This window comes from Curtobacterium sp. PhB146 (assembly GCF_004342995.1).
Taxonomy (GTDB): domain Bacteria; phylum Actinomycetota; class Actinomycetes; order Actinomycetales; family Microbacteriaceae; genus Curtobacterium.
This window is the reverse complement of the sequence record NZ_SMBN01000001.1, coordinates 45,889-67,960: the sequence shown is the minus strand read 5'-3', so window position 1 is coordinate 67,960 and position 22,072 is coordinate 45,889. Positions and strand designations below refer to the sequence as shown.

Annotated in this window: 22 protein-coding genes; 16 read left to right on the top strand and 6 right to left on the bottom strand. The window is 70.4% G+C overall.

Features of this window, described 5'->3' with window-relative positions:
* Positions 1–80: 80 nt before the first annotated feature.
* The 9 genes from EDF33_RS00325 to EDF33_RS00285 all read left to right on the top strand — a co-directional run bounded on the left by EDF33_RS00325 (position 81) and on the right by EDF33_RS00285 (position 10,392).
* Positions 81–2,135, top strand: a complete 2,055-nt coding sequence (locus EDF33_RS00325) for an MDR family MFS transporter (protein WP_132099038.1) — start codon at positions 81–83, stop codon at positions 2,133–2,135.
* A gap of 61 nt (positions 2,136–2,196) precedes the next feature.
* Positions 2,197–2,781, top strand: a complete 585-nt coding sequence (locus tag EDF33_RS00320; protein WP_132099037.1) for a TetR family transcriptional regulator — start codon at positions 2,197–2,199, stop codon at positions 2,779–2,781.
* A 319-nt stretch (positions 2,782–3,100) separates the two neighbouring features.
* Positions 3,101–4,438, top strand: coding sequence for an enolase C-terminal domain-like protein (locus EDF33_RS00315; RefSeq protein WP_132099036.1), 1,338 nt, complete (start codon positions 3,101–3,103; stop codon positions 4,436–4,438).
* Between the two features lie 75 nt (positions 4,439–4,513).
* Positions 4,514–5,752 carry a sugar ABC transporter substrate-binding protein gene (locus EDF33_RS00310; protein ID WP_243692317.1) on the top strand — a complete coding sequence of 413 codons (1,239 nt, stop codon included), beginning with the start codon at positions 4,514–4,516 and terminating at the stop codon, positions 5,750–5,752.
* Positions 5,753–5,859: 107 nt separating this feature from the next.
* Positions 5,860–6,837, top strand: coding sequence for a sugar ABC transporter permease (locus EDF33_RS00305; RefSeq protein WP_123293336.1), 978 nt, complete (start codon positions 5,860–5,862; stop codon positions 6,835–6,837).
* A complete protein-coding gene (locus EDF33_RS00300; protein ID WP_123936827.1) occupies positions 6,830–7,747 on the top strand; it encodes a carbohydrate ABC transporter permease in 918 nt (305 codons plus the stop codon). The genes EDF33_RS00305 and EDF33_RS00300 overlap by 8 nt, the downstream gene beginning before the upstream one ends.
* Positions 7,748–7,781: 34 nt before the next feature.
* Complete coding sequence (locus EDF33_RS00295; RefSeq protein WP_111086327.1) at positions 7,782–9,107, top strand: alpha-L-fucosidase; 1,326 nt, start codon at positions 7,782–7,784, stop codon at positions 9,105–9,107.
* Positions 9,107–9,433: an L-rhamnose mutarotase gene (locus EDF33_RS00290; RefSeq protein WP_132099034.1), complete on the top strand. Its 327-nt coding sequence runs from the start codon at positions 9,107–9,109 to the stop codon at positions 9,431–9,433. The genes EDF33_RS00295 and EDF33_RS00290 overlap by 1 nt, the downstream gene beginning before the upstream one ends.
* Entirely contained in the window at positions 9,430–10,392 is a 963-nt protein-coding gene (locus EDF33_RS00285; RefSeq protein WP_132099033.1) for an aldo/keto reductase, read from the top strand. Before EDF33_RS00290 ends, EDF33_RS00285 begins: the two co-directional genes overlap by 4 nt.
* Positions 10,393–10,486: 94 nt before the next feature.
* Here EDF33_RS00285 and EDF33_RS00280 read toward each other — a convergent pair whose 3' ends face one another.
* The 6 genes from EDF33_RS00280 to EDF33_RS00255 all read right to left on the bottom strand — a co-directional run bounded on the left by EDF33_RS00280 (position 10,487) and on the right by EDF33_RS00255 (position 14,863).
* Complete coding sequence (locus EDF33_RS00280; RefSeq protein WP_123936825.1) at positions 10,487–10,765, bottom strand: GlsB/YeaQ/YmgE family stress response membrane protein; 279 nt, start codon at positions 10,763–10,765, stop codon at positions 10,487–10,489.
* Positions 10,766–10,861: 96 nt separating this feature from the next.
* Positions 10,862–11,539 carry a FadR/GntR family transcriptional regulator gene (locus EDF33_RS00275; protein WP_111086323.1) on the bottom strand — a complete coding sequence of 226 codons (678 nt, stop codon included), beginning with the start codon at positions 11,537–11,539 and terminating at the stop codon, positions 10,862–10,864.
* An 87-nt stretch (positions 11,540–11,626) separates the two neighbouring features.
* Complete coding sequence (locus EDF33_RS00270; protein ID WP_132099032.1) at positions 11,627–12,439, bottom strand: SDR family oxidoreductase; 813 nt, start codon at positions 12,437–12,439, stop codon at positions 11,627–11,629.
* Positions 12,439–13,308 (bottom strand): fumarylacetoacetate hydrolase family protein, encoded by an 870-nt coding sequence (locus EDF33_RS00265; RefSeq protein ID WP_132099031.1) that lies wholly within the window; start codon positions 13,306–13,308, stop codon positions 12,439–12,441. The genes EDF33_RS00270 and EDF33_RS00265 overlap by 1 nt, the downstream gene beginning before the upstream one ends.
* Positions 13,309–13,350: 42 nt before the next feature.
* The gene (locus tag EDF33_RS00260; RefSeq protein ID WP_132099030.1) at positions 13,351–14,190 is read right to left on the bottom strand and encodes an amidohydrolase family protein; all 840 of its coding nucleotides are present in this window, start codon (positions 14,188–14,190) and stop codon (positions 13,351–13,353) included.
* A 397-nt stretch (positions 14,191–14,587) separates the two neighbouring features.
* A complete protein-coding gene (locus EDF33_RS00255; RefSeq protein ID WP_123340820.1) occupies positions 14,588–14,863 on the bottom strand; it encodes a glutaredoxin domain-containing protein in 276 nt (91 codons plus the stop codon).
* Positions 14,864–14,912: 49 nt separating this feature from the next.
* Between EDF33_RS00255 and EDF33_RS00250 the strand changes: the two genes are divergently transcribed.
* The 7 genes from EDF33_RS00250 to EDF33_RS00220 all read left to right on the top strand — a co-directional run bounded on the left by EDF33_RS00250 (position 14,913) and on the right by EDF33_RS00220 (position 22,071).
* Complete coding sequence (locus EDF33_RS00250) at positions 14,913–16,601, top strand: adenosylhomocysteinase (protein ID WP_165901126.1); 1,689 nt, start codon at positions 14,913–14,915, stop codon at positions 16,599–16,601.
* Entirely contained in the window at positions 16,598–18,034 is a 1,437-nt protein-coding gene (locus tag EDF33_RS00245) for an amidohydrolase family protein (protein WP_347812759.1), read from the top strand. The genes EDF33_RS00250 and EDF33_RS00245 overlap by 4 nt, the downstream gene beginning before the upstream one ends.
* Complete coding sequence (locus tag EDF33_RS00240) at positions 18,031–18,528, top strand: cupin domain-containing protein (RefSeq protein ID WP_235035774.1); 498 nt, start codon at positions 18,031–18,033, stop codon at positions 18,526–18,528. Before EDF33_RS00245 ends, EDF33_RS00240 begins: the two co-directional genes overlap by 4 nt.
* 25 nt (positions 18,529–18,553) lie before the next feature.
* Positions 18,554–19,162, top strand: a complete 609-nt coding sequence (locus EDF33_RS00235; protein ID WP_132099029.1) for a hypothetical protein — start codon at positions 18,554–18,556, stop codon at positions 19,160–19,162.
* A 431-nt stretch (positions 19,163–19,593) separates the two neighbouring features.
* On the top strand, positions 19,594–20,415 hold the full coding sequence (locus EDF33_RS00230; protein WP_132099028.1) for an ABC transporter substrate-binding protein: 822 nt from the start codon (positions 19,594–19,596) through the stop codon (positions 20,413–20,415).
* A gap of 4 nt (positions 20,416–20,419) precedes the next feature.
* Complete coding sequence (locus EDF33_RS00225; RefSeq protein WP_131877411.1) at positions 20,420–21,298, top strand: amino acid ABC transporter permease; 879 nt, start codon at positions 20,420–20,422, stop codon at positions 21,296–21,298.
* A complete protein-coding gene (locus tag EDF33_RS00220) occupies positions 21,295–22,071 on the top strand; it encodes an amino acid ABC transporter ATP-binding protein (protein ID WP_123340816.1) in 777 nt (258 codons plus the stop codon). Before EDF33_RS00225 ends, EDF33_RS00220 begins: the two co-directional genes overlap by 4 nt.
* The last annotated feature ends 1 nt before the right edge of the window (position 22,072 follow it).

Genomic DNA, 22,072 nt, shown 5'->3' with positions numbered 1-22,072 from the left:
CCGCCGTTCGACGGCCCGCCACACACGCTCCGGCGTCCCTTGCCCGCACGACGACCACCACGCACCCCTGAAGGACCCCCATGTCTACTGCCACCGCACCCGTCGAGGTGTCGCGCGGACGACACGACTCCCCGGTCAGCACGCCGGGCAAGCCGATCATGTCGCACCGTCAGATCCTGCTCGTCATCTACGGCCTCATGGCCGGCATGTTCCTGTCGTCGCTCGACCAGACGATCGTCGGCACCGCGATCCGCACCATCGGCGACGACCTGCACGGTCTCGACCAGCAGGCGTGGGTCACGACCGCGTACCTGATCGCGTCGACCATCACGACGCCGATCTACGGCAAACTCTCCGACGTCTTCGGTCGCCGCCCGCTCTACATCTTCGGCATCGCGGTCTTCATCCTCGGCTCGCTGCTCTCGACGATGTCGACCTCGATGATCATGCTCGCCGCGTTCCGTGCCTTCCAGGGCATCGGTGCCGGTGCGCTGATGTCGCTGCCGCTCGCGATCATGGGTGACATCCTCGCCCCGCGTGAGCGTGCCAAGTACCAGGGCTACTTCCTCGCGGTCTTCGGCATCTCGTCCGTGATCGGCCCGCTCATCGGCGGCCTGTTCGCCGGCGCGAGCACGATCCTCGGTGTCACCGGCTGGCGCTGGGTCTTCCTGATCAACGTGCCGATCGGCGTCGCGGCGCTCCTGATGGTCATCGCCTTCCTGCACCTGCCGAAGTTCGGTGACGTCAAGGTGAAGCCGCGCATCGACTGGTGGGGTGCCACCTCGGTGATCGCGACGCTCGTCCCGCTCCTGCTCGTGGCCGAGCAGGGCCGCACCTGGGGTTGGGGTTCGGCCGGCGCCATCGCCTGCTACGTGATCGGTGCGCTCGGGCTCGTTGCCTTCCTGGTGATCGAGACCCTGATGAAGGACGACGCGATCATCCCGCTCAAGCTCTTCCGCTCGGGCACCTTCTCGATGGCCACCATCCTCGGGTTCCTGGTCGGCTTCGCGATGTTCGGCGCCATGCTGACCATCCCGCTGTACCTGCAGATCGTCACGGGGCTGACCCCGACGGAGTCCGGCTTCGCGACCCTGCCGATGATCGGTGGTCTGATGATCGCCTCGATCGCCTCGGGGCAGATCGTCGCCCGCACCGGTCGCTACCGGATCTTCCCGGTGATCGGCACGGCCCTGGTCTCGGTCGGCTACGTCGTCCTGACGTTCATGACGATCGACAAGCCGCTCTGGTTCCTGATGATCGGCATGTTCCTGATCGGCCTCGGCCTCGGGCAGCTCATGCAGAGCATCACCCTCGCCTCGCAGAACTCCGTGCAGCCGCGGGACATGGGTGTGGCGACGTCGTCCGCCACGTTCTTCCGCCAGATCGGTGGAACGCTCGGGACGGCGGTGCTGCTCAGCATCCTGTTCTCGATCATGCCGGCGAACATCCTGCACGCCACCGCGGACCAGAAGAACCTGTCCGGTGCGCTCGACGCCGCCCTGAACCCGACCGTCGCCACGGCGAAGGCGAACGCGGGCGTCATGGAGCAGATCTGGAACCCGATCGTCGCCCCGGTGAAGTCGCAGGTGCAGTCCGGGCTCGACCAGGCCACCGCGCAGGTCACCGCTGCGACGACCGGCGCCCCGGAGGCCGTGCAGCAGCAGGCCCTCACCGCCGCAGCCGACAAGGCGCACGCCAGCGTGCAGGACGGCAAGCTCGTGGTCGACTGGTCGGACGCCTCGCAGCGCTCGTACTGGGTCGGTGAGCTCGCCCCCGAACTGTCGAAGCAGATCGACAAGGGAGCCGGCGACGGCAGCAGCTCGAGCAGCGAGACGAGCGACACGTCCTACCTCAACGGTGCGACCCCGGCGCTGACCAAGCCGTTCATGACCGGCTTCAACGCGTCAGCCGTGACCGTCTACTGGGTCGGCTTCGCCGTGATCCTGCTGGCGTTCATCCTCAGCTGGTTCTTCAAGGCGCCGCCGCTCCGCAAGAGCTCGGCCCTGCAGGAGCAGGCGGACCAGGCCGGCACCGCCGACGACCTCGAGGTGCAGGCCGTCAAGGCGGCCGACACGATGGGATCGCCCACGGCACCCGTCACCGGATCGATCCCCGTGCAGCGGGACCGCGCGTAGGACCGGCTACCGGGGCCTCTCGTCACCAGACGGGAGGCCCCGACCCGCACCAGGAGCAGCAGTGAGCACGACCGAATCGCACCCGGCAGGCGACAGCGGCCTGCGGGAACGCAAGAAGCAGCAGACCCGGCACGCGATCCACCAGGCCGCGCTGGCCCTGGTCTCCGACCGGGGCCTGGCCGGCGTGACGGTCGAGGAGATCTGCGCCGACGCCGGCGTCTCGCCCCGCACCTTCTTCAACTACTTCCCGTCGAAGGGCGACGCGGCACTCGGGCTCCCCGAGAGCTCGGTGCCCGAGGCGGCACGACAGGCGTTCCTGACCGCGGGGGGCCCGCTCGTGTCGGACCTCTGCGACCTCGTCGCCCGGACGGTGACACTGCCGGCGGACCGCCGTCGCATGAAGGAACTCGTGCAGGCGCGACCGGAGATGGTGCCCGCGATGCTGCAGTGGATGGCGCGTGCCCGGCTCGCCGTGTTCACGGTCGCCGCCGAGCGCACCGACGTGGACTCCGCACGGACCGCGGTGACGCTCGTCATGGCGGCGCTCATCGAGTCGGCACACCGCTTCGCCGACGGCTCGCGTGACGAGCTGGCGGACCGCCTCCGCGGCGTGGTGGCCGAGATGGGCCGACTCGCCTCCGCTTGAAGCGCGACCACGGACGGGAGGCGCGGCGCGGGTCGGACCCGCACCGCGCCTCCCGTCCGTGGTCCGGTCGCCCCCGCCGAAGCGACAGATGCGCGCGCTCCGCTGTCGACGGTTCCGCGAAAGCGACAGATCTCCGCGAACAGTTGGCGGGGATCTGTCGCTTTGGTGGATCGGCCACGCAAGCGCAAGCCGCGCAGCCATCCGACGACTCGGCCCCGTTCGAGACCAGAACGTGACGAAGAGTTCTCTTGACGCGCGAGACATCCGATGTTTTGATTGCCTCGTTCGGTCGACGGAGACCGGACGGCAGGAGACACGAATGAGCCGCATCACCGGTCTGCACGTGCGCGACATCCGCTTCCCGACCTCTCGGGAGCACGACGGATCCGACGCCATGAACCCCGCGCCCGACTACTCCGCCGCGTACGTCGAGATCACGACCGACGCCCTGGACGGACACGTCGGCACGGGCTTCGTCTTCACGATCGGCCGCGGCAACGAGGTGCAGGAAGCCGCGATCGCCGCCCTGCGCGGGCACGTCGTCGGCGCCGACGCCGAAGCGGTCCTCGCCGACATGGGCGGCACCTGGCGTGCGATGGTCCACGACTCGCAGCTGCGCTGGCTCGGCCCGGAGAAGGGCGTCATGCACATGGCGATCGGCGCCGTGGTGAACGCGCTCTGGGACCTCCGAGCCAAGCGCGCGGGGCAGCCGCTGTGGGCGCTGCTGGCGAACCTGAGTCCCGAGGAGCTCGTCGACCTGGTGGACTTCCGGTACCTCACCGACGCGATCACCCCGGACGAGGCGCTCGAGCTGTTCCGGGCTGCCGAACCGCACCGTGCGACCCGTCGGGCTCGGCTCGAAGCGCAGGGCTACCAGGCGTACACGACCACCCCGGGCTGGCTCGGCTACGACGACGAGAAGCTCGCCCGGCTCTGCCGCGAGGCCGTCGACGAGGGCTTCGAGCAGATCAAGCTCAAGGTCGGCGGCGACCTCGACGAGGACGTCCGCCGGATGGGCATCGCCCGCGCCACGGTCGGCCCCGACATCCGCATCGCGGTCGACGCCAACCAGCGGTGGGACGTCGACGAGGCCGTCACCTGGATCGAACGGCTGAGCCCGTTCGACCTCGCCTGGGTCGAGGAACCCACGAGCCCCGACGACGTCCTCGGGCACGCCGAGATCGCCCGGCGCATCGCCCCGATCCCGGTCGCGACCGGCGAGCACATGGCCAACCGGGTGATCGCGAAGCAGCTCATCCAGGCCGGGTCGATGAGCGTGCTGCAGATCGATGCCACCCGGGTCGCGGGGGTCAACGAGAACCTCGCGATCCTGCTGCTCGCCGCGAAGCACGGTGTCCGGGTGTGCCCGCACGCCGGCGGGGTCGGCCTGTGCGAGGCGGTGCAGCACCTGTCGATGTTCGACGCCGTCGCGCTGACTGGCGACCTCGACACCCGGTGCATCGAGTTCGTCGACCACCTGCACGAGCACTTCGTGACCCCGGTGGACGTCCACGACGGCCGCTACTGGCCGCCGACCGCTCCGGGAGCCGGCACCGAGATGCTCGCCGACTCCCTCGACGCCTACGCGTTCCCGGACGGCCCGGCCTGGGCCGTCGTCGACACCGAGACGGTCCCCGACGCGGTCCGCGTCGCCTGATCCAGCAAGCCAGCAAGCCAGCAAGCCAGCAATCCACCCCACACACCCCATCACCACGACGAAGTGGAGACTCCGATGCAACGACGACGCATCATCACCGGGCTCGCGGCAGCAGCTGCCGCGGCCCTCGTGCTCACCGGCTGTTCCTCCGGCAGCAGTGCCGGTGGAAGCCAGTCGAAGGACGCCCTGACCTGGTCCATGTGGATCGCCGGGAAGGAGGACAAAGCCGCCTGGCAGAAGGTCGCCGACACCGTGAAGACCGAGGACGACATCACCCTGACGATCCAGGGCGCGCCGTTCGAGAACTACTTCACGAAGCTCAGCACGCAGTTGAGTGCAGGCGGCGCCCAGTGCGTCGTGAGCATGCAGTCGCTCCGCACCGCGAACTACACGTCCTCGCTGCTGCCGCTCGACGACCTCGCGAAGCAGGACGGCACCGACCTGTCCGCGTTCGACAGCACCGCGCTCGACGGCATGAAGGTCGACGGGAAGCTCTACGGCCTGCCCTACGACACCGGGCCCATCATGATGTTCTACAACAAGGACGTCTTCACGAAGGCGGGCGTGGCCGAGCCGAAGCCGGGATGGACCGTCGACGACTTCGAGGCGGCGGGCGCCGCGCTCAAGGCGAAGGGCGTCACCATGTTCGGTTCGACGGTGGGCGACCTCAACCTCGAGTCGATGGTCTACGGCTACAACGGTGGCCGGGTGATCACGTCCGACGGCGAGCTGGACGCGTCGAACGCGAAGTTCGCGGACGGCCTCGACTGGCTCTCGACACTGGTGAAGAAGGGCTACGCGACGCAGGCGTCGTCGGACGCGTCGACGCCGGGCAACGACTTCGCCGCCGGCAAGGTCGCGATGTACACCGACGGTCCGTGGTCGCTCATCAGCCAGAAGGCCAAGGTGAAGTTCGACCTCGGGGTCACGACGCTCCCCGCGGGGACGTCCGGTCCGTCGACCTTCGCCGCTGGCTCCGGCTTCGGTGTCTCGAAGCAGTGCAAGTACCCGGAGCAGGCGTTCAAGGCCGTCCAGACGATGACCAGCGAGAAGGTCCTGACCTCGCTCGCCGAAGCGGGACGAGCCTTCCCCGGCCGCACCGCGGCCCAGTCGGCGTGGTACTCGAGCGCCGGCATCGACGGCGCCGAGGCCGCGCTCAAGGCAGGGCTCGCGAAGTCCTCGCCGCTCCTCGGGAACAAGCAGAGCGACCAGCTCTCCCAGCTGTTCACGCAGTACGCGCTGCAGGCGGTGAACGGGCAGACCTCCGGCAAGGAGACGATGTCCTCCATCGCCGGCCAGCTCGGCACGCAGTGACCAGCTGAACCAGTGATCGGACGGGAGGCCCGTTGCGGCCCCGCCACGGGCCTCCCGTCCGATCCATCCCCTGTTCAGGACCGCGCGAACGACGAGGAGGTCGTCGCATGACCACCATCCAGGACCCACCGGCCGAAGCGGCCGTCCCCGCGGTCGCGACCGCGGTCGCGGTCGGAGCCGCGACCCCGCGGCGGAAGGACGGCGAGGACACGAGCGCACTCGGGCGCCGCTCCTGGTGGGGTGCCGCGTTCGCGGCACCGCACTCGATCGGACTCGTCGTCTTCACGGCGTTCCCGATCGTCGCCTCACTCGTCGTCAGCTTCATGAACTGGCCCATGCTCGGCGAGCGCAGCTGGGCCGGCATCGAGAACTACGCCCGGCTCTTCGCCGACCCGGTCTTCCGCACCGTCGCCCTCAACACGGCGCTGTTCGTGGTGCTCTACGTGCCGCTCAACCTCGTCGTGTCGCTCGGGCTCGCCGCCTGGCTGACGCCGCGGATCGCCGGCCGGCACGTCTTCCGCGTCCTGTTCTTCATCCCGACCATCACGCCGATCGTCGCGAACGTCGTGGTGTGGCGGATGCTGTACCAGCCCGGGGGAGCGATCGACGCGTCACTGCAGTCCACCGTGGGCGTGCACGCGCCGAACTTCCTCGCCGACGAGCACTGGGCGATGCTCGCCATCGTCGCGATGAGCGTCTGGCAGGGCTTCGGCTACAACATGCTGATCTTCTCGGCGGCGCTCGACGCCGTGCCGGAGAACCAGATCGAGGCCTCGCAGCTCGACGGCGCGAACGCCTGGCAGACCTTCTGGGCCATCAAGTTCCCGCTCATCTCGCCGTCCGTGTTCTTCGCGACGATGATGACGCTGATCACCTCGTTCCAGGTGTTCGTGCAGCCGTTCGTCCTCACCAAGGGCGGGCCGGGCACCGCGACGGAGACCCTCGTGCAGTACATCTACAACACCGGCTTCCAGAACCAGCAGCTCGGTCTGGCCTCGGCCGGCGCCTGGGTGCTGTTCGTCATCATCCTCGGGATCACGGCCGTCCAGTTCCTCGGGCAGAAGCGGTGGGTGCACTATGAGTGAAGCGGTCCGCGGGCACGTCGGTGCCACCACGTCGAACCGGACGGTCAACCCCCGTGCCGTCGCCAGGACGAAGTCCGCGCCACGACCGGGGCGGGTCCGGCACGCGATCGGGTACGCCCTGCTCTGCCTCGTCACGCTCCTGTTCGTCTCGCCGCTCATCTACATGGTCGCGACGAGCCTCAAGCCCGCCGACCAGGTGTTCACCACCCCGCCGACGCTCTGGGGTCGCTCGCTCGAGTGGGACAACTACGTGCAGGCGTTCACCTACCTGCCGTTCGCCCGCTTCATCCTCAACGGCGTCTTCGTTGCGGCGGTCGGGACGGCGATCAACGTCGCCGTGGCCGTGCTCTCCGGGTACGCGTTCTCACGGTTGCGCTGGCGCGGCCGGAACACGGTGTTCCTGCTGTTCCTCGTCACACTGATGATCCCGCAGGACGTCCTCGTCATCCCGATGTACGTGATGATGCAGGGCTTCGGCTGGGTCGACACGTTCCAGGCACTCATCATCCCGTGGGCGTTCACGGCCCTCGGCGCGTTCCTGGTCCGGCAGTTCTTCCTGACCGTGCCGCAGGAACTCGACGACGCCGCCCGGGTCGACGGGGCTGGCGCGATCCGGACCTTCTTCTCGGTGATGATGCCGCTCGCCCGACCGACCATGGCCGTCCTCGCGGTGTTCTCGTTCATCTCGTACTGGAACTCGTTCCTCTGGCCCCTCGTCATCGTCAACGACGTCGAGGCCCGGGGCACCATCCCACTCGGCCTGCAGCAGTTCTTCGGCCAGCAGGGCTCCGAGTGGAACCTCGTGATGGCGGCCTCGGTGATCTCGATGCTGCCCACCGTGATCCTGCTCGTCCTGCTGCAGAAGCACCTCGTCAAGGGCATCGTCACCAGCGGCCTCGGCGGCCGGTGACACCCCTCCCCCCTCTGAAAGGAACACTGGCCTCATGACCATCACCGCACCTGCAGAGCCGCAGACCGCGACCGACGCGAGCGGCCTGCCCGCCTGGTTCACCCACGACCGGTTCGGCATGTTCATCCACTGGGGGCTGTACGCCCTGCCGGCACGGCACGAGTGGGTGAAGAACCGCGAACGGATCACCGACGCCGACTACCAGAAGTACTTCGACCACTTCGACCCCGACCTGTTCGACGCCGCCGACTGGGCCCGCCGTGCTCGCGAAGCCGGCATGAAGTACGTCGTGCTCACCACGAAGCACCACGAGGGCTTCTGCCTCTGGGACAGCAAGCTCACCGACTACAAGTCCACGAACACCCCGTTCGGCCGCGACATCGTGCGCGAGTTCGTCGACGCCGTCCGGGCCGAGGGGCTGCGGGTCGGCTTCTACCACTCGCTCATCGACTGGCACCACCCGGACTTCACCGTCGACGGCGTGCACCCGAGGCGCGACGACTCGCCCGAGGAGATCGAGGCGTTCAACCAGGGCCGCGACATGTCGCGCTACCGGGAGTACCTGCACGGGCAGGTCGAGGAGCTGCTCACCGACTACGGGCAGGTCGACTACCTGTTCTACGACTTCTCGTACCGGGACAACGACCACGAGGACATCTGGGGCGGCAAGGGTCGCGACGACTGGGGATCCTCGGAGCTGCTCGAACTGACCAGACGGCTCCAGCCCGGCATCATCGTCAACGACCGGCTCGACCTGCCGGGCGACATCGTCACCCCGGAGCAGTACCAGCCGGACAAGCCGATGGAGGTCGACGGCGCCCAGGTGCCGTGGGAGGCCTGCCAGACGCTCAACGGGTCGTGGGGCTACGACCGCGACAACGTGAACCTCAAGCCCGTCGACCTGCTCGTCCGCATGCTCGTCGACGGCGTCTCGAACAACGGGAACATGCTGCTCAACATCGGCCCCACCGGCCGTGGCGAGTTCGACGGGGTCTCGCGGCAGACCCTCGACGGCATCGGGACGTGGATGCACCAGCATGCCCGGTCCGTCTACGGCGCCGGACCGTCCTCGTTCGTCGCACCGCGCAACACCGTCTACACGCAGAACGGCAACCGCCTGTACCTGCACCTGTTCGCGTGGCCGTTCGAGCACGTGCACCTGCCCGACCTGGCCGGACGGGTCGCCTACGCCCAGCTGCTCAACGACGCGTCGGAGCTGCACTTCCGCGAGATCCCGCCCGGGACCCGCGCGCAGAACACCGGGCTCGGCGGGCAGCCGGCGGGGACGCTGACGCTCACGCTGCCGATCGTGCGACCCGACGTCGCCGTGCCGGTCGTCGAGCTGTTCCTGCGCGACTGATGCAGCGCATCCTGTCGAGGACCCGACTGCGGGCGGGGAACGAGGCCGCGTACGACGCCGTGCACGCGTCGATCCCGCCCGCGCTCGCGGCCCGGCTGCGTGATGCCGGGGTGCACGACTGGACGGTGTGGCGCGACGGGCAGGACCTGGTCCACCTCATCGAGGTCGAGGACTACCGGGCGATGCGTCGGGCGCTCGCGGACGACCCGGTCAACGCGGAGTGGCAGGAGACGATCAACCCGCTGCTCGAGGCCGACGACGACTACTCGGGGAACGACGACGGCGTGCCGCAGGTCTGGTCGCTCTCCGGACAGGTGGACGCATGACTGGCCTCGACCTCGACCTCGACCGCGGTCCGTTCTGGTTCGGCGGCGCCGGCATCGGCAACCTGCTGCGCCCGGTGTCCGACGACGACGCCCGTGCCACCGTCGACGCGGCGTGGGACGCCGGCGTGCGCGGGTTCGACACCGCGCCGCACTACGGCCTCGGGCTGTCGGAGCGGCGGCTCGGGGCGGCGCTCGCCGACCGTCCGCGTGACGCGTTCCTGGTGTCGACGAAGGTCGGGCGGCTGCTCGTCCCCGGGCGTGGCGACGGGGACGACCTGGCCTCCGGCGGGTTCGCGGTGCCGAACGACACCGTGCGGCAGTGGGACCCCTCACCGTCGGGTGTTCGGCGGTCGATGGACGAGTCGCTCGGACGGCTCGGGCTCGACCACGTCGACGTCGCGTACCTGCACGACCCCGACGTCTACTCGCTCGAGGACGGCCTGACGCAGGCGCTGCCGACGCTCGCCGAGCTGCGGGACGACGGCGTGGTCCGGGCCGTCGGCGTCGGGTCGAACTCGGTCGAGGCCCTCGACGCCGCGGTGTCCACCGGGCTGTGCGACGTGGTCATGCTCGCGGGCCGGTACACGCTCCTGGAGCAGCCGGCGGCGGAGCTCGTCGCCCGGTGCGCCTCGCTCGGCGTCGCGGTCGTCGCGGTCGGGGTCTACAACTCGGGACTGCTCGGGCGGGACCGGCCCGACGCCACGGCGACGTACGACTACGCCACGGCACCGGCGGCACTCGTCGCGCGGGCGAACGCGATCGCCGACGTCTGCGAGCGGCACGGGGTCACGCTGCCCGAGGCGGCGCTGGCGTTCCCGCGGCGTGCGGCTGCGGTGGCCGCGATCGCCCTCGGCGTGCAGTCCGCTGCGCAGGTGCGCTCGAACGTCGCCCGGGCCGCGGCCGTGGTGCCGGAGGCCCTGTGGGACGACCTCCGCGCGGCCGGCCTGCTGCACGACTGACGTCCCTGCCGAAACGACACCAGGTTCCGGACACCGCACCAGGCGTTTCCGCGGTGCTGTGTCCGGAACCTGGTTCCGGCGGGGGTGCTGGTGCCTAGCGGGTCTTCGCGCTGCGACCCGAGAAGCGGATGTAGATGATCAGCACGATGATGGCGCCGATGATCGAACCGATGATGCCGGCCGGCTGGAAGAAGCCGTCCATCGGGTCGTGCTGGAAGATCAGGAACCCGAGGAACCCGCCCACGAACGAGCCGATGATGCCCAGCAGGATGGTCATGGGGATCGAGATGTGCTGCTTGCCGGGGACGACGAGCCGGGCGATGGCGCCGGCGATGAGTCCGACGATGATCAAGCTGATGATGAGACCGAGCACGGTTTCCTCCTCGTGGGTGCGGTTGCCGCGGCATGGTTGCCGGAGTCAGGGCCGACGACCGACACAACACCCACCCGGCTGCACGCGTTCTCGGGTTCAGTCGAGGGAACGCCGCAACCAGCGCTCGACGCCCTCGACGTGCGACACCACGAGCGCCTGCACGAGCTGCGGATCCCGGCGTCGGATGGCGTCCACGATGGCGGCGTGCTCGTCGAGGGTGCGCTGCACCGAACCGTTCTGCGTCAGCCCCCGCCAGACCCGCACCCGCACGGTCTTGCTCGACAGGGCGTCGAGCAGTCCGGACAGGTACTGGTTGCCGCCGATGCCCGCGATGGTCGAGTGGAACAGCAGGTCGTGCGCGACGAGGTCCTCGACACCGGTGTCCTCACCGACGGACTGCATCAGCGTGGCGAGCTCGTCGATCTGCTGCTCCGAGGCCCGCGCGGTCGCCAGGACGGCGGACGCGGGCTCGAGGATGCGGCGGACCTCGAGCAGGTCGACGAGGGACCGGTCGTGGTGCATGTCGACGACGAACGACACGGCCTCGAGCAGGACGCCCGGTTCCAGCGACGTCACGTAGGTGCCGTCGCCACGACGGACGTCGAGCACGCGGATGAGTTCGAGGGCCTTCACCGCCTCGCGCAGGCTGTTCCGCGACAGGCCGAGCGACTCGCTCAGCTCCTTCTCGGGCGGGAGGCGCTGCCCGGGTTGGAGCTCACCGCTCACGATCATCTGCTGGATGCGTGCGATCGCATCGTCGGTCAGTGACGCCACGTCACCACCTCCTGATCCCGGCCCGCTCGCGGACGCGAGCCGACAGGTCGACGATAGCCGGGCCTCCCGGTCGTCACGGCCGGACCATCAGGCGGGCCGCAGCCGGAGGGCCTGCATCCCGCCGTCGACGGCCAGGTCGACGCCCGTCGTGGACCGGGCGAGCGGGCTCGTCAGGTAGGCGACCGCCTCGGCGACCTCCTCCGCCTGCACGAGCCGACCGTGCGGCTGCCGGGCCTCGAGGGCAGCGCGCTCGGCGGCCGGGTCGCCCGCCGTGGACAGCAACCGCGCGACCCACGGGGTGTCGGCCGTGCCGGGGTTGACGGCGTTGACCCGGATGCCCTCGCGGATGTGGTCGGCGGCCATCGCGCGGGTCAGGGCGGCGATCGCACCCTTGGTCGCCGAGTACAGCGCCCGCTGGGGCAGCCCTGCGGTGGCGGCGATCGAGCAGGTGTTCACGATGCTCGCGTTGCCCGACGCCCGCAGGTGGGGGAGCGCAGCCCGCGACAGCCGGACGGCGCCGAGGACGTTGACCTCGTACACGCGTCGCCACTCGTCGTCGTCGTTGTCCTCGACCGTGCCCTGGGCGCCGATGCCGGCGTTGTTGACCAGGACGTCGAGGCCGCCGAGCTGCTCGACGGCGGTGGCGACGGCGGTGCGGACCGAGGCGTCGTCGCTGACGTCGCACGTGATGGAGACGAACCCCTCGGCGGTCGACGGCTGGAGGTCGAGCACGGCGACCGTGGCACCGCGGTCCTGCAGGGCGGCGGCGATCGCCGCGCCGATGCCGGACGCGCCCCCGGTGACGATGGCCCGGACGCCGTCGTGGCTGGCAGCGCTGCGAGCGCCGCCGGTGCTGCCGGTGCTGCCGGTGCTGCCGGCGCTGCCGGTTGCGTCCGCCATCAGGCTGCTCCGACCGTCTGGCGCTGCGAGCCGAGCCCGTCGGCGGTGAGCTCGACGACGTCGCCGGGCTGCAGGTAGGGCGCGTGTCCGGCCAGCGCGACGCCCGCCGGGGTCCCCGTGCTGACGACGTCGCCGGGGTACAGCACCATGAACTGCGACAGGTACCGGACGATCTCCACAGGACGGAAGATCATGTCGGCGGTGGTGCCGTCCTGCCGGACCTCGCCGTTGACGGCCAGCCGGAGCGCGAGTGCCGCGGGGTCGAGGCCGGCGGCGGCGAGCGACCCGGGCGTCACCAGCCACGGTCCGAGCGGGTTGAAGGTCTCGCAGGACTTCCCCTTGTCCCACTGTCCACCGCGTTCGAGCTGGAACTCCCGCTCGGACACGTCGTTCGCGATGGCGTAGCCCGCGATGGACGCCTCGGCCTCCGCATCGGTCTCGCAGTACCGGGCCGTGCGGCCGATGACGATCGCGAGCTCGATCTCCCAGTCGGTCTTCGTGCTGTTCCGGGGGATCAGGACCTCGTCGTCGGGGCCGATCACCGTCATCGGGTCCTTCATGAACACGATCGGTTCGGTGGGGATGTCGGCGCCGGTCTCGGCGGCGTGGTCGCGGTAGTTCAGGCCGATGCAGACGACCTTGCCGGGGCGGGCGATCGGTGCCCCGCGCCGCATGCCGTCGGCCCGGTCCCGGCCGATGATCGTCAGGTCGCCGGCGCTGCGGGCGTGGTCGACGCGGCCGACCGGGTCCGAGGCCAGGAAGGACCCGCTGATGTCACTGGTGATCGAGCGGAGGTCGAAGACCTCGCCGTCGGTGTCGATGGCCACGGGGATCTCGCTCCCCGCCGGGCCGAGTCGTGCGAACTGCATCGTTCCTCGCTTTCCGGCTGCGCCAGTGCAGCCAGAAACATCCTATGTCTGCGTGGTCCTCGGGACAAGGTAGATGCGCTCCGCGGTTCCGCCGAAGACGGCGTCGTGCTCGGTCGTCGACAGGTCGGCGAGTGCGTCCGTCGTCCGCTGCACGACCGCCGCGTACTCGGTCGCCAGGGTCGACACCGGCCAGTCCGAGCCGAACAACGACCGCTCGGGGCCGAACTGCTCCACGACCTCGCGGACGTACCGGTCGACCGGGCGGTCGCGCCAGTCCGGTCCGGCCTCGGTGAGCAGGCCGGAGACCTTGCACGTGACGTTCGGGCGTGCAGCGAAGTCGGCCATCCGTCCGGGCCAGGCCAGGTCACCCGTGTCGATCGATGGTTTGCCGGCGTGGTCCAGCACGAACGATGCGTCGGGGACGGCGTCGACCAGGGCCAGCGCGGCCGAGTGCTCTCGGGCGCGGACGAGCAAGTCGAACACCAGGCCGGCACCGGCGAGGGCTCGCACCCCGCGGGCGACGTCGGGGCGGCCGAGCCAGCCGGGGTCCGGCTCGTCCTGTGCCAGGTGCCGGATGCCGACAAGGCGATCACCGCCGGGGAGCGCACGGACGGCGGCGATCCGGTCCGCCACGTCCGGCGCGGTCAGGTCCACCCAGCCGACGACGCCCGCGACCGGTCGGGGCTGCTCGAGGAGCCAGGCCGTCTCGTCGGAATCGTGCACGGCCTGCACGACGATGGTCCGCGTCACGCCGGTGTCCTGCGTCGCTGCGCGGAGGTCATCCACGTCGAACCGGCGGCGGATCGGGGCGACGGAGTCGTCCATCCAGGGGTACGGCCGGTCGGCGGGGTCCCAGAGGTGGTGGTGAGCGTCGATGATCACGCCCTCATGATGCCCGATTCATCCGATGTCCGCCCGGTGCTCGATGTGCTTGGTGCGAAAGCGACAGAAGTCGCCGCACCTGCCGGTCCGGTCCGCCAGAGCGACAGTGTGCCGCCGATGTTCGGCGGCACACTGTCGCTTTCGCGAAAGCGCGAAGCGCCAGCGCGCCCGACGACGACAGATGGGCTCTGGGCGCGACCACGGCCGGGAGGCACGGTGCGCGTCGGGCGCGCACCGCGCCTCCTGGCCGGGTTGATCCCAGAGCATCCCGCGAAGGCGACAGATCTCGTCCCGTCGCACGGTCGGTGCCGCCAGCGCGACAGACTGCCGCCGATGTTCGGCGACAGACTGTCGCTTTCGCGGAAGCGGCCGGCCGGCCGGCCGAGCCGCCCACAGCTCAGACGGCGCCGGAGGCCTCGAGCTCGGCGCGCAGCTCGGCGTCCGACGGCTCGACGAAGTGCTTGCCGTTCGGCAGCACCACGACGGGGATGTTCTTCCGCCCGCTGATCGCCTCGGCACGGTCGGCCGCCGACAGGTCCTGCTCGACGTCGACGTACTCGTAGTCGACGCCGAGGGTGTCGAGCAGCGCCTTGGACCGGCGGCAGTCGCGGCACCAGTCCGCACCGAACATCGTCACCTTGTCGAACACTTCGGTCGTGGATGCATCGCTCATGCCCAGAGAGTACGTCGGCGGACCCCCGCGCATTCCCTACGATTGGGGCATGCCGCCAGGACCCGACCCCGAGACGCGATCCTGGGCGTCGGCGGCCGTCCGGCGCTTCGCCGCGGTCACGAACCTGCTCGTCGCGGCCCGTCGGTTCCGCATCGTCGGTGGCGACCTCCGCGACGCGTCGGCGCTGCACGGCCTGCTGACCGGCCTCGGTGCGCGCCCGGCCGCGGAGCACGAACCGATCGACCAGCTCTGGTGCCTCGGTTCCCCCGAGGACTCCACCCCCGTCATCGAGCGCGAGGCCGACCGCCCCCGCGGCGCCACGCTCATCGTGATCGACGCCGGCCGGCACCTGCCCGCGGTCGACGAGGACGCCTTCGGCCCCGTAGTCACCGCCCGCCCGGGCGTGCTCGGCGTCCCGATGCTCTCCGACGACGTCTTCCTGGTCTCCACCGGCCGCGACCCCGAGGACGACCCGGCCGCCGACGCCCGGCTGCGCTGGGCGCGACGCTCGATGCCCGTCTCGCGCGCGGTCGCCGCCGAACTCCGCGACGGTGGACTGCTCCGCGGCACCCGCATCGGCGTCGCGATGTTCCTCGAGCCGAAGACGGCGGTGCTGAGCCTGCTCCTCCGCGACGCCGGTGCGGAGGTCGTCGTCTACGCGCACGCCGACGAGACCGACGACGCCGTGGCCGCGTCGCTCCGGGCAGCTGGTCTCACGGTGCACGCGAGCAGCGCGGCCTCGCTGCCGGAGCAGAAGTCGCTCGCCCTCGCGATGCTCGACACCCGCCCGCACATCCTGCTCGACGACGGTTCCCACGTCATCCGGCTCGCCCACCAGGAGCGTCCGGACCTGCTGCCGACGATGCTCGGCGCGGCAGAGGAGACCACGAGCGGCCTCCGACCCCTGCGCGTGATGGCGTCGCGGGGCGAGCTCGGCATCCCCGTGGTCGCCGTCAACGACGCCCGCACCAAGACGTTCTTCGACAACCGGTACGGCACCGGGCAGTCGACGGTGTTCGCGATGCTCGACCTGGTCGACGGGCTCCCGTCCGGTACGCACCGAGCGATCTCGGGAGGCGCGGCGGTCGTCGCCGGGTTCGGGCACGTCGGCGAGGGGGTCGCGTTGGTGCTCACCGCCCTCGGTTTCCGGGTCACGGTCGCCGAGACCGACCCGGTGCGCGCCCTGCAGGCGCTGTTCGCCGGCCACGCCGTCGCGCCGCTCGCCGAGGCCGTGCAGGACGCCGACCTCGTGGTGAGCGCCACCGGGGTCGCCGACACCATCGACCTGCGCGTGCTGCGCTCGTGCGCGGACGGGGCCGTCGTCGCCGTCGCGGGTGGGGTCGACCACGAGGTCGCGCTCGACGACGCCCGCGCCGCCGGAGCCGGACTGCGGCCAGTGGGTCCGAAGGCCGAGCGCCTCGTGTTCCCCGACGCCGAGGGCGGACCGATCGTGCTCGACCGCGGCGGCTGCATCAACATCACCGCGGCCGAGGGCAACCCGATCGAGATCATGGACCTGTCCTTCGCCGCGCAGCTCGGGGCCGTCCGCATGCTGCTGGAGCGCGGCGACGAACTGGAGCGAGCTGTCGTGCCCATCGATCCCGCGGTCGACGACGCGACCGCCCGCGTGGCGCTCGCCGCGTTCGGAGCGCGCCCTGTTCCTCCCGGCCTTCCAGCCGAACACCCTGCGGACCGCGAGCCGGACGTCCGGACGCGTCGTTTCGGAGACCCCGCATGAGCGCTGCGCACCCGAGCGACTCGCACCCGACCGCCACGCACCCGCGTGCCGACCACTCCGTCGTCGTGCACTCGGCGCGCGTCGTCGTGCCGATGACCGCGCCCCCGATCGCCGACGGTGCCGTCGCCGTGCAGGACGGCCGCATCCTGCACGTCGGCGACCGGTCCTGGGTCGTCGACCAGCTCGCCGGCTCGGGTGCGACGTTCACCGAACGGCAGTGGCGCGGAGCCCTCCTGCCGGGCCTCGTCAACGCGCACTCGCACCTGCAGTACACCGGCATGGCCAGTGTCGGCCGAGGCCAGTACAACGGTTTCGAGGACTGGGCGTCCGCGTTCAACCAGGACTACGCCGAACCGCACGACTGGCGGGCCGAAGCAGCCGCTGGTGCCGCCGCCTCGATCCGCGGGGGCGTCACGAGCATCGCGGACATCGTCACCGACATCGAGGCCTCCACCGCGCTCGAGGATGCCGGGCTCGGCGGCATCGCCTACTGGGAGGTGATGGACTGGGAGAACGACGCCTGGCAGTCGCACGGCCGCGACCAGGTGCTCGACGAACTCGCCCGGATCCCGACGAACCCCGGCGCCGGTCTGTCGCCGCATGCGCCGTACTCGCTCGAGGTCGCGCCCCTCCTCGAACTCCCCGACATCGTCCGGCAGCGTGGGCTCCGCCTGCACCTGCACCTCGGCGAGGCCGCCTTCGAAGGTGAGCGCATCGCCCTCGGACCGGTCCCCGGACTCGACGGCGTCGACGGCGTCGGCCACGGCAACGACTGGCACCTGGCGAACGTGCCCTCGTTCCGGGCGCTCCGGGCACTCGGGTTCGGGGCGAGCGCCACCGCGTTCGTCGACCGGCTCGGGGTGCTCGGCCCGGACTGCCACATCGCGCACGGCGTGTACATGACCGCTGCCGACCGGGCGCTCCTGCGCGCTCGCGGCACCGCAGTCGCACTGTGCCCGCGGTCGAACGCCGTCATCGGCCTCGACCCGCCTCCCGTCGCCGACTACCTGCGCGAGGGCAGCCCGATCGCCATCGGCACCGACTCGCTGTCGTCGTCACCGTCCCTCGACCTGATGGCCGACGTCACGGCGTTGCACCGGATCGCCCGTGCCCAGGGCTACGGGCACCGGGACCTGCACGAGCGGCTCCTGTCTGCGGCGACGCTCGGTGGTGCGCACGCCATGGGACTCGCCGTCGGGCCGGACCGCATCGGCCACCTCGCCGTGGGGGCCCGCGCCGACCTGGCCGTCTTCGACGTCGATGCCCGCACCGTGCCCGACGCACTCGCCGAGCTCGTCGAGGACGGGGCCGGGCGTGCGTCCGCGACCGTCATCCGTGGGGTCGTCCGCGCCGTCGACGGAGCACTGACCGGCGTGCCCACGTCGTCGCCCGACCGCCCCGCTCGCCCTGTCATCCCTGTGGAGGAATCATGACCGAGACCGCACCCCGCCCCGGCATGGCCGCCCGTCGCACCGTCGACGGCGAACTGATCGAGTGGCTCGACGTGCCGAAGCGCGCCATCGCCCTCGGCATGGAACCGCACCCCGAGGGCGGTTGGTACGTCCGCACCTGGACCTCGCCGGCCACGGTGACGACGCCCGCGGGGGACCGCCCCGCCGCGACCCTGATCCACTTCCTGCTGCCCCCGGGCGAGGCCTCGGCCTGGCACCGGGTGACGAGCGACGAGATCTGGATGTGGCACGGTCCGGACACCGTGGAGCTCGAACTCGGCGGCTCCGGCGATGCTCCCGAGCCCGGCGCGCGGATCACCCTCGGGCCCGACGCCGGACGTGACCGGGTGAACGACGCACAGGCGTTCGTGCGCGGCGGCGTGTGGCAGCGGACGATCCCGAACGACGGCGAGGTGCTGCTGAGCTGCCTGGTGTCGCCGGGCTTCTCGTTCGAGGACTTCACGATGGCCGACTGACGTACCACATTGGTATGTTGGTCGGATGGAGTCCGGTCGCGTTCCCGCCCTCGCCCGTGCGGCGCTCGACGCTCCGTTCGAGTTCGCGTACGTGGACGAGACCGGTGACAAGGGGGATCCGGCTGTGTCCCCGGGCGCGACGCGCACCTACACGCTGGGATGCGTGCTCGTCCCTGGCGGTGACTGGACCGATCGTCTCGACTGGCTGTCGGGGGTCCGTCGCGAGATCCGGGACACGTACGGCATCCTCCTCCGCCATGAGCTCAAGGCGAACGTGCTCCTGCGCGGGCGAGGGGACCTCCGCCACCTCGGGCTCGGTGACGGCCAGCGTCGCGACGTGTTCCGCAGATCGCTCGGTGCGCTGAGCGTCGTGGCCTCCGGGGTCTTCGCCATCGTCATCGACAAGGAAGCCCGGCCGATGGACTACCGGCCCGAGGACCGGGCTTGGACCTACCTGCTCCAGCGTCTCCGGATCCGGTCCGAGCAATCCGGCAAGCCGATCATCCTCGTGCACGACGCGGGCGACGACGCGACGGTCCGCGCGATCCACCGGCGCTTCCGGCGGCACAGCTTCGCACCAGGGGGGTTCTCGTGTCAGCGCGCCGCTGCTCGTCGAGGATCCGGTCCCTCGTGACTCGGCGTCGTCCTACTTCGTCCAGGCGGCCGACCTGGTCGCGTACGCGGGGTTCCGGCGGTTCCAGTCGCCTGGCCCGAAGAGCGGCAGCGTCTGCGACGAGACGATGTGGGACGAGCTGCGGCCCGTCTGGCGCACCGAGGTGACGAACGCTCGGCGCGACGCCATCGTCGTCTGGCCGTGATCGCGTTCGGGAGCGTCCCGAGAACAGAAAGGGGGCGCCCCGTGCTGGGACGCCCCTTGATCTCAGACCTCAGCCGAGCATGCGCTCGGTTCAGCCCGCGTCGCCAGATTACCAGCCAGACGTCGACCCGTCGACTGGTGTGTGACACGAGACCGGGTCACGAGGAGCGCCCGGAGTCGCGTTGGTATCCCACCGCGAAGTACACTTCGACCTGCCCCCACCCCCCCCCTCGCACGAAGGCCCGACCGTGACCCGATCCCTCCGCCTCACCCTCGCCGTCGCAACAGCCGCGGTCGCCGCCCTCGCCCTGACGTCGTGCGCCGCCGGCAGCGGCAGCAACGAAGACGGCACCGTCACCGACGGCAAGCTGACGGTCGCCACCGGTGAGCCGGCATACTCGCCGTGGATCGAGGACAACAAGCCGGAGTCCGGCAAGGGCTTCGAGTCCGCCGTCGCCTACGCGGTCGCGAAGGAGATGGGCTACGCCAAGTCCGACGTCGTGTGGAAGCGCAGCACCTTCGACAGCGCGATCGCACCGGGTCCGAAGGACTGGGACCTCAACGTCCAGCAGTTCTCGATCGACGCGAAGCGCAAGAAGGCCGTCGACATGTCGAGCGCGTACTACACGACGACGCAGGCCGTGGTGACGACCAGCACCTCGAAGGCCGTCGACGACACGAGCATCGCCGCGCTCAAGAAGGACGCCATCGGCGTCGCCACCGGGTCCACGTCGATCGCGAGCGTGAAGAGCGTGCTCGGGATCACCCCGCAGGTCTTCAACTCGAACGACGACGCCGTCCTCGCACTGAAGTCGGGCCAGATCGACGCGATCGTCACCGACCTGCCGACGGCGTTCTACATGGCCGCAGCGCAGCTCGACGACGGCACGGTGTCGGCGCAGTTCCCGTCCGACGGCACGGGCGACCAGTTCGGTTTCGTCCTGCCGAAGGGCTCGGAGCTCACGAGCAAGGTCGACAAGGCGCTCAAGTCGCTGACGGACGACGGCACGCTCGAGGACCTGCAGACCAAGTGGCTCTCCTCGGAGACCAACACCCCGGTCCTGAAGTAACCGCATGACCGTGCCAGCAGGCGCCGGGACCCCGGTCGCCGCAGCCGCGCCGAGCCAGGTCGAGCTCGAACGTCGGCTCTACCGTCGGCAGCGCGGACGCCGGTCGATCGTGGTGTCGGTGGTGTCGACGCTCGTGGTGATCGCGATCGCCTACTTCGGCGTCGTGAACACCCCCGGCTGGGCAGCGGTCCAGCAGTCGTTCTTCGACCCGCAGACCGCGATCGACACGTTCCCGGACATCCTGCTGGGGCTCTGGCTGAACGTCCGGATCCTGTTCTTCAGCGCCATCGGCGTCGCCGTGTTCGGCACCCTGCTCGCAGTGGTGCGGGGTCTGCGGAACCCGGTCTTCTTCCCGCTGCGGATGCTCGCGACCGGGTACACGGACCTGTTCCGCGGCCTGCCGCTCATCATCGTGCTGTACCTGGTCGGCTACGGGATCCCCGGTCTCGGGGTGTTCCCGCGGCTGCCCGCCGAGGTCTGGGGCACCATCGCGATCGTCCTGACGTACTCGTCGTACATCGCTGAGGTCCTGCGTGCCGGCATGGAGGCCGTGCACCCCTCGCAACGTCTGGCCGCACGGTCGCTCGGGCTCTCGCACGCCAAGACGCTGCGACTCGTGGTGCTGCCGCAGGCGATCCGCAAGGTGACACCGGCACTGATGAACGACTTCGTCTCGATGCAGAAGGACGTCGGCCTGGTGTCGATCCTCGGCGCGGTCGACGCGGTCCGTTCGGCGCAGATCGCGCAGGCGGAGACCTACAACTTCACGCCGTACTTCGTCGCGGGGCTGCTGTTCGTGGTGATCAGCCTGCCGCTGATCCGCGTCACGGACGCGATCGCGCGCCGCCAGCAGCGGCGCGAGCAGATCGGAGGGACCGTATGAGCGAGGTCGGCCAGGAGGCCCGTGGTGCGTCGGGTGCGGACGCTGCGGTCCTCGAGCTGCGCGGGTTGCGCAAGGCCTTCGGCGAGCACGAGGTCCTGCGCGGCATCGACCTGACGCTGCACCGCCACGAGGTCATCTGCGTCATCGGGGCGTCCGGCTCGGGCAAGTCGACCCTGCTCAAGACGGTGAACCTGCTCGAGGGCATCGACGACGGCGAGATCCTGCTGCAGGGGACCGACATCGCCGATCCCCGCATCGCCGTCGACGGCGTCCGGGCGCGGATCGGCGTGGTCTTCCAGCAGTTCAACCTGTTCCCGCACATGCGCGTGCTCGACAATGTGACACTCGCTTCGCGGCAGGTGCACGGCGTCGGCCGGGCCGAGGCCGAGGCGACCGCGCGTCGGCTGCTCGAACGGATCGGGCTCGCGGAGTTCGCCGATGCCTACCCGGACCGGCTCTCCGGCGGCCAGCAGCAGCGTGTGGCCATCGTCCGGGCGATCGCGTCCGACCCCGAGCTCCTGCTGCTCGACGAGGTCACGAGCGCCCTCGACCCCCAGCTCGTCGGCGAGGTGCTCGACCTGGTCACCGAGCTGAAGCGGCAGGGGTCGACGATCCTGATGACCACGCACGAGATGCACTTCGCGCGGAACGTGGCCGACCGGATCGTGTTCCTGCACCGGGGAGAGGTCGTCGAGCAGGGCGTCCCCGCCGAGGTCCTCGACGCCCCGCAGCACCCGGCGCTGGTCGAGTTCCTCTCCCGCGTCCACGCCTAGG

Excerpts from the sequence above, each read along its gene's own strand:
- EDF33_RS00265 (WP_132099031.1), bottom strand. The coding sequence starts at position 13,308 with ATGCAGTTCGCACGACTCGGCCCGGCGGGGAGCGAGATCCCCGTGGCC.
- EDF33_RS00285 (WP_132099033.1), top strand. The coding sequence starts at position 9,430 with ATGACTGGCCTCGACCTCGACCTCGACCGCGGTCCGTTCTGGTTCGGC.
- EDF33_RS00255 (WP_123340820.1), bottom strand. The coding sequence starts at position 14,863 with ATGAGCGATGCATCCACGACCGAAGTGTTCGACAAGGTGACGATGTTC.
- EDF33_RS00325 (WP_132099038.1), top strand. The coding sequence starts at position 81 with ATGTCTACTGCCACCGCACCCGTCGAGGTGTCGCGCGGACGACACGAC.
- EDF33_RS00240 (WP_235035774.1), top strand. The coding sequence starts at position 18,031 with ATGACCGAGACCGCACCCCGCCCCGGCATGGCCGCCCGTCGCACCGTC.
- EDF33_RS00290 (WP_132099034.1), top strand. The coding sequence starts at position 9,107 with ATGCAGCGCATCCTGTCGAGGACCCGACTGCGGGCGGGGAACGAGGCC.
- EDF33_RS00300 (WP_123936827.1), top strand. The coding sequence starts at position 6,830 with ATGAGTGAAGCGGTCCGCGGGCACGTCGGTGCCACCACGTCGAACCGG.
- EDF33_RS00315 (WP_132099036.1), top strand. The coding sequence starts at position 3,101 with ATGAGCCGCATCACCGGTCTGCACGTGCGCGACATCCGCTTCCCGACC.
- EDF33_RS00225 (WP_131877411.1), top strand. The coding sequence starts at position 20,420 with ATGACCGTGCCAGCAGGCGCCGGGACCCCGGTCGCCGCAGCCGCGCCG.
- EDF33_RS00235 (WP_132099029.1), top strand. The coding sequence starts at position 18,554 with ATGGAGTCCGGTCGCGTTCCCGCCCTCGCCCGTGCGGCGCTCGACGCT.
- EDF33_RS00245 (WP_347812759.1), top strand. The coding sequence starts at position 16,598 with ATGAGCGCTGCGCACCCGAGCGACTCGCACCCGACCGCCACGCACCCG.
- EDF33_RS00250 (WP_165901126.1), top strand. The coding sequence starts at position 14,913 with ATGCCGCCAGGACCCGACCCCGAGACGCGATCCTGGGCGTCGGCGGCC.
- EDF33_RS00295 (WP_111086327.1), top strand. The coding sequence starts at position 7,782 with ATGACCATCACCGCACCTGCAGAGCCGCAGACCGCGACCGACGCGAGC.
- EDF33_RS00220 (WP_123340816.1), top strand. The coding sequence starts at position 21,295 with ATGAGCGAGGTCGGCCAGGAGGCCCGTGGTGCGTCGGGTGCGGACGCT.
- EDF33_RS00305 (WP_123293336.1), top strand. The coding sequence starts at position 5,860 with ATGACCACCATCCAGGACCCACCGGCCGAAGCGGCCGTCCCCGCGGTC.
- EDF33_RS00310 (WP_243692317.1), top strand. The coding sequence starts at position 4,514 with ATGCAACGACGACGCATCATCACCGGGCTCGCGGCAGCAGCTGCCGCG.
- EDF33_RS00270 (WP_132099032.1), bottom strand. The coding sequence starts at position 12,439 with ATGGCGGACGCAACCGGCAGCGCCGGCAGCACCGGCAGCACCGGCAGC.